Origin of the sequence: Polaromonas sp. YR568 (assembly GCF_900116715.1) — a bacterium.
Lineage (GTDB): Bacteria > Pseudomonadota > Gammaproteobacteria > Burkholderiales > Burkholderiaceae_C > Polaromonas.
On sequence record NZ_FPBM01000008.1, the window covers coordinates 108,114 to 122,910 of the forward strand.

The window sequence follows — 14,797 nt, forward strand, 5'->3', positions numbered from 1 at the left end:
CCATGAAAACCTTCATCATTGCGGAAGCAGGCGTCAACCACAACGGCGACCCCAAACTGGCGATGGAACTGGTGGATACCGCCGCACGCTGTGGAGCGGACGCCGTCAAGTTCCAGAGTTTCTCGGCAGACAAACTCGTCGCGCCCGGCGCTGAAAAGGCCGAATACCAGAAACGGGAGACCGGGGACGGCAACCAGCACGCCATGCTCAAAGCGCTGGAAATGTCGGAGGAGTTGCATCGTCAACTTTTCTCGCGGTGCGCTGAGATGGGCATCGAATTCATGTCCACGCCTTTTGATGAAGTAGCCGCTGACTTCCTGCTGGCCCTGGGTATGAAGCGTATCAAGGTGCCTTCCGGCGAGATCACCAACGAGCCTTTCCTGGCCTTTTTAGCCGCCAAGGGCGTTCCGCTGATTGTCTCCACCGGCATGGCGTCCATGGATGAAATCCGGCGTGCCGTTGAGGTGATCGAAGCAACGCGCAAGAACGCCGGGTTCAAGGAACCCCTGGCCAGCATGCTGACGATATTGCACTGCACGTCCAACTATCCGGCCGAATGCAGCGATGTGAATCTGCGTGCCATGCAAAGCATCGCCCGCGATATGGCGGTGCCTGTCGGTTATTCCGACCATACCCTTGGATTAGCGGTCTCCACGGCGGCGGTAGCCATGGGTGCAACAGTCATTGAAAAGCACTTTACGCTGGACCGTTCCATGCCTGGGCCTGACCATAAGGCCTCCCTCTCGCCCGAGGAGTTGAGTCATCTGATCAGGCAAATCCGGGATGTCGAAGCAGCCCTGGGCTCCCCGGTCAAACAGCCTACCGCCTCGGAACTGCCGGTTCGCGCGCTGGTGCGGCGCAGCGTTACTGCGGCCAAACCCATCCGGGCCGGCCAGGCGATCACCGCTGATGATGTGGTCTTGCTGCGGCCCGGCACCGGTATTCAGCCAGGCGAACTTTCAAAGGTGCTCGGCAAGCACGCCGCGCATGACATCGATGAGGGGACGACCCTTCACTGGCCAGACCTGCAATGAAACGCAAGGTTTGCTACATCACAGGTACAAGGGCCGACTTTGGCCTGATGCGCAGCACTTTGACGGCGCTTCAGGATTCACAAGCTCTGGAACTTTCGATCGTTGTCACTGGAATGCATCTCTCGGACAAATATGGCAAAACCGCCGACGACATCAAGGCTGCGGGGTTGCCTGTCAACGCCGTTGTCGACGTCGACTTTGCCAGCGCGACCGGCGCGGAGATGGCTCGAAACCTCGGGAAAATGGTGTCCGGCTTTGTTGATGCCTTCCTGGACATCAAGCCGGACCTGGTTATGGTTCTGGGAGACCGGGGTGAAATGCTCGCAGGCGCCCTCTCGGCGGTCCACCTGAACATTCCCGTCGTCCACATTCACGGCGGCGAGCGATCCGGCACCATCGACGAGTCCATACGCCACGCGATTTCCAAGCTCTCGCACTTCCACTTTGTGTCGACCAGCGAATCGCGCGACCGGCTTGTGCGAATGGGAGAGCAAGCCGCCAATGTGTACCTGACCGGCGCACCCGGATTGGATGGAATAGAAGCGTTGGCGGTTCGCAGCCGGGAAGAGCTTTTGCGGACCACAGGGCTTGACCCGACCCGACCGGTGGCCCTGATGGTGTACCACCCCGTTGTCCAGGAAACGGAAAATGCCGGCGCCGGGACGGCCGGAATCATAGACACCTTGCTGACGGGCGGGCTCCAGTTGGTCGCCTTGAAACCGAACTCGGATGCCGGCAGTGACCAGATCCGCGCAGCCCTTGAAGAACACTCGGGCCACGATGACGTCCGTATCGTCACGCATTTCCCCCGGGAGTTGTTCGTTTCATGGATGGCTGCGGCCGATCTCATGATCGGCAACTCGAGCGCGGGCATTATCGAGGCGGCTTCTTTTGGCACGCCCGTCATCAACATCGGGTCAAGGCAAAACCTGCGCGAACGCAATGCCAACGTCACAGATGTTGCCGTCGATACGGCGGCCATTGAAAAAGCTGTGCAGAAAGCCTTGGGGCATGGCAGGTATGAACGTCTCAACCTGTACGGAGACGGCCACAGCGTTGACCGCATTGCCAGACTGATTGAGACTCTCCCACTCGACCCATCCGTCATGATGAAATCGAATGCCTACTAAATTGCTCTACCTCATAGGCGCTGGCGGGCACGGCAAAGTCGTACTGGATGCGCTGCTGTCATCCGACGCGCCGGCATGCGACGTCCGCGTGCGAGACGAAGCGCAACAACTGCAAGGGCAGCGCCTTTTGGACTACCCGATTGAGGGGCCGGCGATCGCCGTTGAGATGAAGAACGAGCTCTTTCATCTCGCCATCGGAAACGGCCAGGCGCGCCGGCGGCTCTTCGCTACGCTGCTCAACATGGGCGCGCGGCCACTATCCATCGCTCATGCCGCGGCCAGCGTCTCGCGCTTCGCGCGCATCGGAGACGGATCATTCATGGCGGCGCAATCCGTGGTCGCGGCAGCCGCCTCAATTGGGCACAGCGTTATTATTAACCACGGCGCAATCGTCGACCATGACTGCGTTGTGGGCGGCTTCTCGCATATCGCGCCGAACGCAACCCTCGGTGGCGGCGTCGTTGTGGGCTCCGGCGTATTGATTGGTGCGGGCGCAAAAATTCTGCCAGGCATCTCCATTGGCGACGGCGCAGTGATCGGCGCCGGCGCGGTTGTCATCGCGAATGTTGGCAAGGATGAAACATGGGTCGGAGTTCCGGCCCGGAATACAGCTAGGAGCTGAGGTGACCAATATCCAGAATGTATCAATCACGCGTGATGCCAAGCTGCGTCAAGCCCTGTCCATACTCGACCAGGCCGGCCTGGGCATATTGCTATTGATCGACAAGAACGGCCTGTTTGAGCGAACCGTCACCGACGGCGACTTGCGCCGCCTGGTGCTTGCCGGTGCACAGCTGGAGGACACCATAGCCTCGCTGCCATCCATCCAGTCACAAGTCATCAATACGCGGGCCTCGAGGCGCGAAGCACTCGACTTGATGAACCGCCACGCCATCAACCACCTGCCTGTCGTGGATGATTCAGGTCGGGTCGTTGAAATCCTGGATCGCAAAGTGATCGACGAACAGATCCTGCTTTCAACACCCCACATGGGAAGCGCTGAAAGGGAGTTTGTGGAGGAAGCCTTCCGCACCAACTGGATTGCACCGCTGGGGCCCAATGTCGACGGGTTCGAGCAAGAACTGGCCGAACTGGTTGGCGTCAAGTACGGAGCGGCGCTGTCCTCAGGGACTGCAGCGATCCATCTCGGTCTCATCCTGCTGAACGTGCAGAAGGGCGACAAGGTTTTTTGCTCCACGCTGACCTTCTCGGCCAGCGCCAATCCCATCGTTTACCTGGGTGCGGAACCGATCTTCATCGACTCCGATGAGGAAAGCTGGAACATGTCTCCCGCGGCGCTTGAAAGCGCCTTCAGTGCAGCCAAACAGGAAGGCTGGATGCCGAAGGCCGTCATCATCGTGAATCTGTACGGCCAAAGCGCCGACATGGATCGCTTGATCGATATCTGCAACGCGTACAACGTGCCCGTACTGGAGGACGCGGCAGAATCGCTGGGCGCGCGCTACAAGGGAAAGGCCAGCGGCAGTTTTGGCAAGCTCGGCGTCTATTCATTCAACGGGAACAAGATCATCACCACCTCGGGGGGCGGCATGCTGGTCTCCGACGACAAGGACCTCATAGCGAAAGCCCGCTTCCTTGCCACACAGGCCCGTGACCCTGCGCCGCACTATCAACACAGCCAGATCGGCTACAACTACCGCATGAGCAACATTCTTGCGGGCGTCGGGCGTGGGCAGCTCAAGGTGTTGGGCGAACGTGTTGCGGCGCGCCGCGCGGTGTTCGACGCCTACAAGAGCGCTTTTGCGGGCGTTTCCGAAATTCAGTGGATGCCCGAGCCGGAATGGAGCTACTCGACCCACTGGTTGACCGCCTGTGTCATTGATCCCTCCGTCGGCATCAACAGCCAGGAGCTCACCAAACGCCTTGCCGGTGAATTGATCGAAGCGCGTCCGCTGTGGAAGCCCATGCACCTGCAGCCGGTTTTTTCTCATTGCCGCTACTTCCCGGAGCCGGGAAAATCCGTTTCGGACCGCCTGTTTGAACACGGCATATGCCTGCCTTCCGGCTCAAACATGAGTGAATCGCAGATTGCGCGCATTGTCGAGACAGTTCGAAAAATTTTGCGCTGACCGACCGACCTTCAGCAAGCCGGTTTGCCAACACGAACGCGGTCAGATATTCGGGGGGTAACGTCCACATAAATTTCGATCCGTGGCTCCTGGCAGGTCTGTCGACGCCCTTAACCGCAAGAACGTGTCTCTTCCATATGAATTCTAAAAATACATTGCCAAGCAGAATAGAGAGCCTGCTCGCGACGGTCTTTGTTCTGGCCCTCTTTTACGGAGACGTTCATTTTGGCGTCGTTTTTCCACTCAGCATGGCCGTGTTGCCGGTACTGCTGGGATTTGCTCTTGCCAGGCGACGAACGATACCGCGTGGGGCCACTCCAGGCTTGGCCCTTCTTCTTGGCGTTCTTTTTGCACTAGCTCTTCAAAAATTTGCAGGGATTGCAGCACCTGTACGAGCAGACTGGGGGCTATATGGTCCATTGATCTATGCGGCTGCCACAGCATTCACGTTTTCACTCGTGCGCGTTTCGGACACGGCCTTGTGGCGCTCGCTCACATTCGGCGGACTTCTGGCTGCCGTTATCGTGCTGGCAACCATCGCCGTGTTTCCGGAAGGAAAATTTCCCATACCCGGACAGAATTACACGGAGACAGATCTTGAAGACAGGCAATCAAGATCTCCAGGGGGAGATATCACAAAATTTGCCGCGACAGCCGCCTCTGAGGTCGGAAATACAGATGACAAAAGCGCCAGACCCTTTTATGACATCAAGAACAATATCCGTAGCCCCCTGGGCAGATCGAACTACCTGGCAGTTTTCTGCGTTTTCCTTTTCAGCATTGCCCTGTTTCGCCGTGAACGCGCTATGGCCGTTCTGTTTGCTCTATTAACGGTCGCCACTCTTTCGCGACTGGGGATGATTTTTCTCTTTTTGGTGTTGCTGGTATGGCTGTCCCACTTTGCGCGTATCCGCTACACCAAAATCATTGCCGTGTTAGCTGTGAGCTTGTTGTCAGCCGCGGTAATTACATTTTCCTGGCCTGAGATACTTGCAAAGATTCCCGGAGCGCAGAGCATCAACGCCAGGATGCAGTTTTGGCAAAGTGGCCTGCCGCCGATAATGGATCACCCATTCGTGGGTAGCCCCCGCTCCGCAATACTTGATAGATACGGCTATCCCCTCATCTGGAATCCTCACAACTCCCTGCTCTGGATAACGGCGCTTTTTGGCGTTTGGGGGCTGGCCTGCTACGTAGCTTATATTTCAGCTGCCCTGCGGAACTTCTATAGCAGAGCAGCCCAATCACCTATGTGGCTTGGTATTCTTGCCGGCATTTGCGTCGCTCTTGCCTGGAGCATGCTGGAAATCATCGTTTTGACACCGGCTTTTGAGATACTGCTGTCCCTTTTATACGGGCTCTCGACTCAATCACGAACAGAGAACCATGAAAGTGTCGGTTCCGGCAGCGCCTGAAAGTATGTCGCTGCCGCAGGCGAATCCCACACCGCCGCGGCAACACGTGGATAGTGACAGCCTTTTCACTGATAATCCTTGAGGCGCTTCGTAGTACCAGCGTACCGTATCACCCAACGGAATTCTCGGGACGTAAGAGATGAACTAATGACCCCAGGGCGAGGCAATACGCACTCGTTGAAAACCCAACTTCGTATAGAACTTTTTGGATACTTCTTTGAAGCGAGCGTTTGACCTGGCGTTTGCCATATTTCTGGCTTGTATTCTGGCTTTGCCAATTCTGGCAGTGGCAGTGCTCGTTCGCCTGACATCGCCCGGCCCCGCCCTCTACTGGTCTGATCGTGTAGGCCGTTACAACAAAATATTCCGGATGCCAAAATTCCGGAGCATGCGCGTAGGCACACCCGCCGTTGCTACACATTTATTGGCCAATCCTGAAGCGCACTTAACACCGATTGGGCCTTTTTTACGCAAGAGCAGTCTCGATGAATTGCCCCAGTTATGGAGCATTCTTACGGGCGAAATGAGCTTCGTCGGGCCAAGACCGGCCCTGTTCAATCAAACAGACCTGATCGCCCTGCGCACGGCGCAAGGCATTGACGCGCTGGTGCCAGGGCTTACGGGCTGGGCGCAGATTAACGGGCGTGACGAGCTGCCAATACCCGACAAAGTCGCACTGGATGCCGAATATCTGCGCCGCCGGTCGCTGCAGCTCGACATTCGCATATTGTGGTTAACAGCTGTGAAAGTGCTTCGCCGTGAAGGTGTTTCGCACTGACGGCGCCATCTCCATGTTTTGCACCAGACCTCATGATAAGAAATAAACTTCTGAGCCAGCCGCGGCGCGTCAAGCAACTCGTTGTGCTACTGGCCGACGCAGCGATGGGTGTTGTGGCCGTATGGTGCGCTTACTCCCTGCGACTCGACTCCTGGCACTGGCCTTACAGCGTGCACCAATGGTGGCCTTATGTGCTGGCACCGGTCCTGGCTGCGCCGATTTTCTGGCGCAATGGCCTTTACCGGGCCGTGTTCCGCCATAGCGATATGGCTGCCATGCGCGCGCTTGCCGTCGCCGTGTCGCTGTACGCCGTCCTGTTCTTCGGCGTGTTGATCATTGCAGGATGGCCGGATGTACCGCGCTCCATTGGCCTCCTGCAGCCGCTGATCCTGATGCTCATGGTGGGCGGAAGCCGCGCCGCAGCGCGGCAATGGCTGAGCAGCCTTTCCCCCGGCCAGCGCCGCAGCACGCCGGTCAGCCACCTGCTTATCTACGGCGCAGGATCCGCCGGTGTTCAAATTGCCAATGCCATCGCCACATCGCATGAATTCAAACTGCGAGGGTTTGTTGATGACAGCCCCTCGTTGCAGGGGCTGACCATCAATCGCGTTCCGGTCTATGCGCCGGCCAATCTGAACGCCATCGTGAATGAACACGGCATTACCGACATACTGCTCGCCCTGCCGTCCATTACCCGCACACGGCGCAACGAGATACTCAATGAACTGCAGCCACTGCCGGTGCACGTTCGCTCCCTCCCAGGCCTGACCGATCTGGCCCACGGCCGCGTAGCGTTGGCCGACATCAAGGATCTCGACGTTGAGGATTTGCTGGGGCGGGATGCGGTGCCGCCCGATCGCGCCTTGCTGGCTCGCAATCTTCTAGGCAAAGTAGTACTGGTTACCGGCGCCGCCGGCAGCATCGGCAGTGAGTTGTGCCGCCAGATCCTGCAGGAAAAGCCCGCCCGGCTGGTTCTGGTCGAGCACAGCGAGTTCGGGCTCTACAGCATCCACCAGGAGCTCCAGCACCTGTGCCAGCGCATCGCGGACCGCGAGGGAGCCTCCGTAGAACTGATACCGCTACTGGCCAATGTGCGCGACTACGGCCGCATGCTGGAAATCTGCCGGGCCTACCAGCCAGACACGCTCTACCATGCGGCGGCCTACAAGCATGTGCCGCTTGTCGAACACAACCCCGCCGAGGGGATCGCCAACAACGTGCTCGGTACGCTCAACACGGCACGCGCCGCCATCGAAACCGGTGTGAGCCATTTCGTGCTGGTGTCTACCGACAAGGCCGTGCGGCCCACCAACGTCATGGGCGCCAGCAAACGCCTTGCCGAGATGGTGCTGCAGGCCCTCTCGGCAACGCCGGCGCCGGGTTTCGACCCTGGAGCCCCTGCCGCCAAAAATCTCACGCGGTTTGCCATGGTCCGCTTCGGCAACGTCCTGGGCAGCAGCGGCAGCGTCGTGCCGCTCTTTCGGCGCCAAATTGAAACCGGCGGCCCTATTACCCTGACGCACGCCGACGTGACGCGCTACTTCATGACTATCCCCGAAGCCGCCCAGCTTGTGTTGCAGGCAGGTGCCATGGCAGAAGGCGGCGAAGTCTATGTGCTGGACATGGGCCAACCGGTGCGCATCATTGACCTGGCCCGCCGCATGGTGAAGCTCTCTGGCTTCACGGTGCGCGACGAACACCGGCCAGATGGTGACATCGCCATCGAGGTCACCGGTTTGCGCCCCGGTGAAAAGTTGTACGAAGAATTGCTGATCGGCGACAACCCCGTCGAAACACTGCACCCCCGCATCCTGAAGGCCCACGAAGAATTCGTACCATGGGCGGATTTCCAGGCGGACCTGGCGTTGCTGCAGCGCGCCGTGATGGCCAACGATACCGCCACCTTGCGAACACTGTTGCTCAAACATGTCAGCGGGTTTACGCCCGACACCCAGGACAGCGACCTTGTCGGCCTGACCAACACCTAAGAAGCAGTTAGGGGTTCGAGCCCTTCTAAGGCATTGATATGGCGGCCTTAAAGCTCAGGCCTGCAGCATCCTTGCCTGAGAGCTGGGGCTGACCGCCATCCAGCGGCCAGGCAATATCCAGCGATGGATCGTTCCACGCGATGCAGCGCTCCTGCGCCGGTGCGTAGTAGTCAGTCGTCTTGTATAAAAAGTCCGCACTGTCGCTCAACACCAGGAAACCATGCGCAAGACTCGGCGGCATCCAGAGCTGGCGATGATTTTCCTCTGTCAGCTCCAGGCCAAACCATTTGCCAAAAGTCGATGAGGCCGGGCGAATGTCAACAACCACATCGAAGACGGCGCCCCGCACAACACGCACCAGCTTGCCTTGCGGCCGCCCTACCTGATAGTGCAGGCCACGAAGCACGTTTTTTGCCGACCGGCTATGGTTGTCCTGCACAAAAATGAAATCGGTGCCGGTCGCGTCATTAAAATGATGCTGGTTGAAACTCTCCAGAAAAAAGCCCCGTTGATCACCGAAAACCCGGGGCTCGATGATCAGCACATCGGCGATAGGCGTGGGGGTGACTTTCATGGCCGGCGATTCTCTTTCAACAGGTTTTGCAGGTACTGGCCGTAGCCGCTTTTGGCGAGCGGCGCAGCCAGCTTCTGAAGCTGGGCGTCGTCAATGAATCCGTTGCGCCAGGAAATCTCCTCGGGGCAGGCGATCTTGAGGCCCTGGCGATGCTCCAGCGTTGCAATGAACTGGCTGGCATCCAGCAAGCTGTCATGGGTGCCGGTATCGAGCCAGGCATAGCCACGCTGCATGATTTGCACCTTCAATTGGTCCTGCTCAAGGTAGCGCTGGTTGACGGTGGTGATTTCAAGCTCGCCGCGGGCGCTTGGCTTGATCGACTTGGCGATCTCAACGACCTGCGCGTCATAAAAATACAGGCCCGTGACGGCGTAATTGCTTTTGGGCACAGCTGGTTTTTCTTCAATGCTGCGAGCCCGGCCGGCGGCATCAAACGCCACTACGCCGTAGCGCTCAGGGTCCTTCACGTGATAGGCAAACACTGTTGCACCCGACGCTTCGGCATCCGCTTCGCTGAGCAGCCTGTGCAAGTCGTGGCCGTAAAAGATGTTGTCGCCCAGCACCAGGGCGCTGGGCGCACCATTGAGAAATTTCTCGCCGATGATGAAAGCTTGAGCCAGGCCGTCGGGACTGGGCTGCACAGCGTATTGAAGACTCATGCCCCACTGCGAGCCGTCTCCCAGAAGCTGCTCAAAGCGCGGCGTGTCCTGCGGTGTGCTGATGATCAGCACTTCGCGGATGCCGGCGATCATGAGCGTGCTCAGCGGGTAATACACCATGGGCTTGTCGTACACCGGCAGCAGCTGTTTGCTGATCGCCAATGTGGCCGGGTGCAGGCGGGTGCCGGAGCCCCCGGCCAGGATAATGCCTTTGCGTTGGGTCATGTGTGGTTAATCAGTTAATTTCTGCCAGCATGCGGGCCACGCCTTGCTGCCATGCCGGAAGCTGCAAGCCAAAGGCGCCACGGAGTTTGCCGGTGTTCAAACGCGAATTATGCGGGCGCACCGCCGGCGTCGGAAAGGCCGACGTGGCAACAGGGTCCACCGTGCCTGGTGAGGCCTTGAGCGCCCTGCCGTTCTTCACCGCGCAATCGAGAACAAACTGCGCATAACCATGCCATGAAGTCTCGCCCGCAGCCGCCACGTGGTAGATCCCTGCAAAATCTGCCGCTGGCCCCGCAAGCGCGCTGCGCAACACGTGGCCGGTGATGTCGGCGAGAAGGTCGGCTCCCGTCGGCGCACCGAATTGGTCGTTGATCACCGTCAGGCGGTCACGCTCCGCAGCCAGGCGGAGCATCGTCTTGGCGAAATTGCCGCCCCGGGCCGCATAAACCCAGCTGGTGCGCAAGATCAGGTGCCTGGCGCACTGGGCCACGATGCGCTGCTCGCCCTCCAGCTTGGTCCGGCCGTACACGCTGAGCGGGCCGGTCGGATCAGTTTCTTGCCAGGGTTTGCTGCCGCTGCCGTTAAACACATAGTCTGTGGAATAGTGAACCAGCCACGCCCCAACGGCACTGGCCGCCTCCGCAAGCACGCCGGGCACTTCGGCATTGATGGTGTGCGCAGTCCCGGCATCGCTTTCGGCTTTGTCCACCGCGGTGTAGGCGGCGGCATTGACGATGGCGTCAGGGCGGACTTTTTGCACCGTCTCGCGGATTCCGTCCAAATTGGCGAGGTCGCCGCAAAAGTCCGTGCTGTGTCGATCCAGCGCGACCAGTTCGCCGAGCGGCGCCAGGCTGCGCTGCAGCTCCCAGCCCACCTGCCCGTTCTTGCCGAAAAGCAGTATCTTCATGCGCGCGCTCAGGCTGCGGCCGTCGCGTACTGGGCCTTGACCCAGTCGCGGTAGGCGCCGCTTTGCACGTGGGTGACCCAGTCGGGATTGTCCAGGTACCACTGCACGGTCTTGCGGATACCCGTCTCAAAAGTTTCAGCGGGCTTCCATCCCAGCTCCTGCATCATCTTGCTCGCATCGATCGCATAGCGGCGGTCATGGCCGGGCCTGTCTTTGACGAAGCTGATCTGCTCGCGATAGCTGCCGCCGGCGCGCGGACGCAGCTCGTCGAGCAAGGCGCACACCGAGTGGACGATGTCGATATTCGGCTTCTCGTTGTTGCCGCCTATGTTGTAGGTCTCGCCGGGTTTGCCGGCCTCCAGCACGCGGCGTATGCCGCTGCAGTGGTCCTTGACATACAGCCAGTCGCGCACCTGCTGGCCGTCGCCGTACACCGGCAAGGGCTTACCGGCCAGGGCGTTGACAATCATGAGCGGGATCAGCTTTTCGGGGAAATGGTAGGGGCCGTAATTGTTGGAGCAATTGGTGGTGAGCACCGGCAGGCCGTAGGTGTGGTGATAGGCCCGGGTCAGGTGGTCGCTCGCCGCCTTGCTGGCTGAATAGGGGCTGTTCGGCTCATAGCGGTTGGTTTCGCTGAAGGCCGGGTCGGCCGGCTTGAGCGACCCATACACCTCGTCCGTGGAAACCTGGAGAAAGCGGAATGCGGCTTTCTCGCCGGCGGGTAGCTCAGACCAGAACTTGCGTGCGGCTTCCAGCAGGCGAAAGGTGCCGACGATGTTGGTCTGTATGAAGGCTTCGGGGTCGGCGATGGAGCGGTCCACATGCGACTCGGCCGCGAAATGAAGAACCGCCCGCGGTTTGTGCCTGGCCAGCAGGTCAACGACCAGTGCGCTGTCGCCGATGTCGCCCTGCACAAAAATATGCCGAGGGTCGCCCTTCAGGGGCGCCAGGGTTTCCATATTGCCGGCATAGGTGAGTTTGTCCAGGTTGATAACCGGCTCGTCACTGCTTGCCAGCCAGTCAAGGACAAAATTGGCGCCGATAAACCCGGCGCCACCTGTAACCAAAATCATGAGCTCACCCTTCTATGTGCCGATGCAGTGCGGCACCGGCTCACATTATGCCCTTGGCCCCACACCGGGAACGGCTGGGAAGCAGGCAGAAAAAGGAGCCGTTTTCGAGGGAGCGCGGCGGCCGCAGGCCGCCGCAGCCCTGGTCAGAAGTGAATCCCGCGCATCATCTGCTGCATGGCCACGGCCTCAGCCGAGAGATGCGGTTTCGCGGCTTTTTCGCCCTTGGCGGCCGACGAATCCGGGAACATGCGGAAGCTGGTGTTCATGGCAATCTGCGCGACGCGCGGCACCAGGGCATGCAACAGCTGGCCGGTGATACCCAGGCGGGTGGCCACACGCACCGGCTTGAAGATGCAGGCCTGCGCAATCATGTCGGCGGCTTCTTCAGGAGACAGCGTCGGCACGTTGTTGTACAGGTTGGTCGGCGCAATCATGGGCGTGCGCACCAGCGGCATGTTGATGGTGGTGAAGCTGATGCCCACGTCGGCAAACTCGCTAGAAGCGCAACGCGTCCATGCATCCAGCGCGGCCTTGGACGCCACATAGGCTGAAAAGCGCGGCGCATTGGTCAGCACGCCGATGGAGCTGATGTTGACCACATGGCCCTTGCGTTTGGCGGCCATGCCTGGCAAAAGCCCCATGGTCACGCGCAGGCAGCCGAAGTAGTTGAGCTGCATGGTGCGCTCGTAGTCGTGGAAGCGGTCGTAACTGGCTTCGATCGCGCGGCGGATGGACCGGCCCGCGTTGTTGATGAGGAAGTCGACGCCGCCGTGGTTGGCGATCAGCAACTGGATGAAACGGTCGCAATCGGCCATGTCGGCGATGTCGGCCGGGTAGGCCACGAAGTGGTAACCCTTGGCCTTGGCCTCCTTGCAGGCTTCATCGAGCTTGTCCTGGTCGCGGCCGCAGATGACGGTGATCGCGCCGGCTTCCGCAAACTTGTGCGCGGCCGCCAGGCCGATGCCGGACGAGCCGCCGGTGACCAGCACCACCTTGCCATTGACCGTACCCCTGAGCGATCGGTCGATGTGCAGGTCCGGGTCCAGGTGGCGCTCCCAGTAGTCCCACAGGCGCCAGGCGTAATCCTTGAGGTTGGGGCACTCGATGTCGGCGCCCTTGAGCGCGGCCATGGTGTCGCGGCAATCAAAGCGCGTCGGGTAGTTGACAAAAGTCAGCATGTCTTCGGGCAGGCCCAGGTCGGCCAGCACCGCGTTGCGCACACGCCGTACGGGCGCCAGCGCCATCAGGCTCTTTTTGACGCCTTTCGGAATGAAGCCGAGCAAGGCCGCATTCACAAAGAGGTTCATCTTGGGTGCATGCGCCGCACGGCTGAAGATGTCCAGCACATCGCCCACGCGGTAACCCACCGGGTCCACCAGGTGGAAGCATTTCTTGGCAATCGCCGTCTTGTGGCTGATGTGGTCCAGCGCGTCGACGACAAAGTCAACCGGGACGATGTTGATGCGCCCGCCTTCAAGGCCCACCGCCGGCATCCAGGGCGGCAGCAGCTGGCGCATGCGCTGGATCAGCTTGAAGAAATAGTAGGGGCCGTCGATCTTGTCCATCTCGCCGGTCTTGCTGTCGCCCACCACCATGGCGGGGCGGAACACCGTCCACGGCACCTTGCATTCCTTGCGCACGATTTTTTCGCTCTCGTGCTTGGTCATGAAGTAAGGGTGCTCGTAGTTCTCGGCCTCATCGAACATGTCTTCGCGGAACACGCCTTCATAGAGGCCGGCCGCGGCGATGGAGCTCACATGGTGAAAGTGCCCCGCATCGATGGCCTTGGCGAACTCAACCGTGTTGCGCGTGCCTTCGATGTTGACGGCGATCTGGTTTTCTTCGTCGGCGCCCAGGTCGTAGACGGCGGCCAGATGGTAAAAATGCCCGACCTGGCCCTTGAGCTTCTTGATGTCTTCGCTGCTGACGCCCAGCTTCTTGCTGGTGAGGTCGCCATGCACGGCCACGGCGCGCGCGGCGCTGACACCCCAGAACTCCCTCAGCGCAGCGACTTTACCGGCGCTCTCTTTGCGAATCAGGAAATGAACGGTCGTGCCTTTTCGTTCCAGAAGTTTTTTGACCAGGCGTTTACCGATGAAGCCTGTGGCCCCGGTGACGAAATAATGCATGTTGTGTTTTCTCCGCTGAACTGCCAATCAAAAACTGATTCTTGCTTAAACCGCATGACTCTCTATTCAGCAGAAACCCGCGCTCAACGGCCTGCGGGGCGTTTTTCCATAGAGCCGTGTCTCTAACGTTCTAGAACGCGGCACCTAAACGCCGCCGCATAGAGGGCTTATTATTTTCCGTTCTGCGCGGTATATTGCGCAACGATCCACAACCACACACAGTCTGGAGCACACCATGGTCAAGAAACTGCAAAAAATGAGCGCCGCCAAAAAGACGGGGCCCCAGCTGTCGGGCGCCGTCAAGGAATCGGCCCAGCAAATCTGGCTGGCCGGCCTGGGCGCTTTCTCCAAGGCACAGGAAGAAGGCGGCAAAGTGTTTGAGACCCTGGTCAAAGAAGGCCTGTCCATCCAGCGCAAGACCCAGGCTGTCGCCGAAGAAAAAATCTCCGAAGCCACCAGCAAGATGGCCAACATGGCCACCGACATCCAGTCCAAGGCCGGCCATCAGTGGGACAAGCTCGAAAACATCTTTGAAGAACGCGTTGCCAAAGCCCTGAACAAGCTCGGCGTGCCTTCGGCCAAAGACGTGGACGCCCTGATCGCCCGCATCGACGAGCTCAATCGCAACGTGCAGCAACTGAGCGGCAAGGCACCGGCCAAAACCGCAGCCAAGCCCGCTGTCAAGAAAGCCCCCGCCAAACGGCCTGCGGCGCGCAAGTCGGCCTGATCGCCGCCAGGGTCAAGAAAAAGGGACACGCCGTCCCTTTTTTTACGCCTGAACGTCGCAGTTTCCCT

The 14,797-nt window shown here is 59.6% G+C and carries 13 protein-coding genes; 8 read left to right on the plus strand and 5 right to left on the minus strand.

Going from position 1 to position 14,797, the window contains the following annotated elements; genetic code table 11:
• Positions 1–2: 2 nt before the first annotated feature.
• The 7 genes from neuB to BM408_RS16855 all read left to right on the plus strand — a co-directional run bounded on the left by neuB (position 3) and on the right by BM408_RS16855 (position 8,435).
• Positions 3–1,034 carry an N-acetylneuraminate synthase gene (gene neuB, locus BM408_RS16825; RefSeq protein ID WP_139237371.1) on the plus strand — a complete coding sequence of 344 codons (1,032 nt, stop codon included), beginning with the start codon at positions 3–5 and terminating at the stop codon, positions 1,032–1,034.
• On the plus strand, positions 1,031–2,164 hold the full coding sequence (gene neuC / locus BM408_RS16830) for a UDP-N-acetylglucosamine 2-epimerase (RefSeq protein ID WP_092131183.1): 1,134 nt from the start codon (positions 1,031–1,033) through the stop codon (positions 2,162–2,164). Before neuB ends, neuC begins: the two co-directional genes overlap by 4 nt.
• 1 nt (position 2,165) lies before the next feature.
• The gene (locus tag BM408_RS16835) at positions 2,166–2,786 is read left to right on the plus strand and encodes a NeuD/PglB/VioB family sugar acetyltransferase (RefSeq protein WP_175541826.1); all 621 of its coding nucleotides are present in this window, start codon (positions 2,166–2,168) and stop codon (positions 2,784–2,786) included.
• A gap of 1 nt (position 2,787) precedes the next feature.
• Entirely contained in the window at positions 2,788–4,254 is a 1,467-nt protein-coding gene (locus tag BM408_RS16840) for an aminotransferase class I/II-fold pyridoxal phosphate-dependent enzyme (RefSeq protein ID WP_092131187.1), read from the plus strand.
• A 137-nt stretch (positions 4,255–4,391) separates the two neighbouring features.
• Entirely contained in the window at positions 4,392–5,669 is a 1,278-nt protein-coding gene (locus tag BM408_RS16845) for an O-antigen ligase family protein (protein WP_092131189.1), read from the plus strand.
• Between the two features lie 217 nt (positions 5,670–5,886).
• Positions 5,887–6,447 carry a sugar transferase gene (locus tag BM408_RS16850; RefSeq protein ID WP_092131190.1) on the plus strand — a complete coding sequence of 187 codons (561 nt, stop codon included), beginning with the start codon at positions 5,887–5,889 and terminating at the stop codon, positions 6,445–6,447.
• A gap of 32 nt (positions 6,448–6,479) precedes the next feature.
• Positions 6,480–8,435 carry a polysaccharide biosynthesis protein gene (locus tag BM408_RS16855; protein WP_175541827.1) on the plus strand — a complete coding sequence of 652 codons (1,956 nt, stop codon included), beginning with the start codon at positions 6,480–6,482 and terminating at the stop codon, positions 8,433–8,435.
• Between the two features lie 25 nt (positions 8,436–8,460).
• Here the strand turns inward: BM408_RS16855 and rfbC are convergent, their stop codons facing one another.
• The 5 genes from rfbC to BM408_RS16880 all read right to left on the minus strand — a co-directional run bounded on the left by rfbC (position 8,461) and on the right by BM408_RS16880 (position 14,002).
• Positions 8,461–9,009, minus strand: a complete 549-nt coding sequence (rfbC, locus tag BM408_RS16860; RefSeq protein ID WP_092131192.1) for a dTDP-4-dehydrorhamnose 3,5-epimerase — start codon at positions 9,007–9,009, stop codon at positions 8,461–8,463.
• Positions 9,006–9,893 (minus strand): glucose-1-phosphate thymidylyltransferase RfbA, encoded by an 888-nt coding sequence (rfbA, locus tag BM408_RS16865; RefSeq protein ID WP_092131194.1) that lies wholly within the window; start codon positions 9,891–9,893, stop codon positions 9,006–9,008. Before rfbA ends, rfbC begins: the two co-directional genes overlap by 4 nt.
• 10 nt (positions 9,894–9,903) lie before the next feature.
• A complete protein-coding gene (gene rfbD, locus BM408_RS16870; protein WP_092131196.1) occupies positions 9,904–10,800 on the minus strand; it encodes a dTDP-4-dehydrorhamnose reductase in 897 nt (298 codons plus the stop codon).
• Positions 10,801–10,808: 8 nt separating this feature from the next.
• Positions 10,809–11,873, minus strand: coding sequence for a dTDP-glucose 4,6-dehydratase (gene rfbB, locus BM408_RS16875; RefSeq protein WP_092131198.1), 1,065 nt, complete (start codon positions 11,871–11,873; stop codon positions 10,809–10,811).
• A gap of 143 nt (positions 11,874–12,016) precedes the next feature.
• On the minus strand, positions 12,017–14,002 hold the full coding sequence (locus BM408_RS16880) for an SDR family oxidoreductase (protein WP_092131200.1): 1,986 nt from the start codon (positions 14,000–14,002) through the stop codon (positions 12,017–12,019).
• Between the two features lie 235 nt (positions 14,003–14,237).
• Between BM408_RS16880 and BM408_RS16885 the strand changes: the two genes are divergently transcribed.
• Complete coding sequence (locus BM408_RS16885) at positions 14,238–14,729, plus strand: phasin family protein (RefSeq protein WP_092131202.1); 492 nt, start codon at positions 14,238–14,240, stop codon at positions 14,727–14,729.
• The last annotated feature ends 68 nt before the right edge of the window (positions 14,730–14,797 follow it).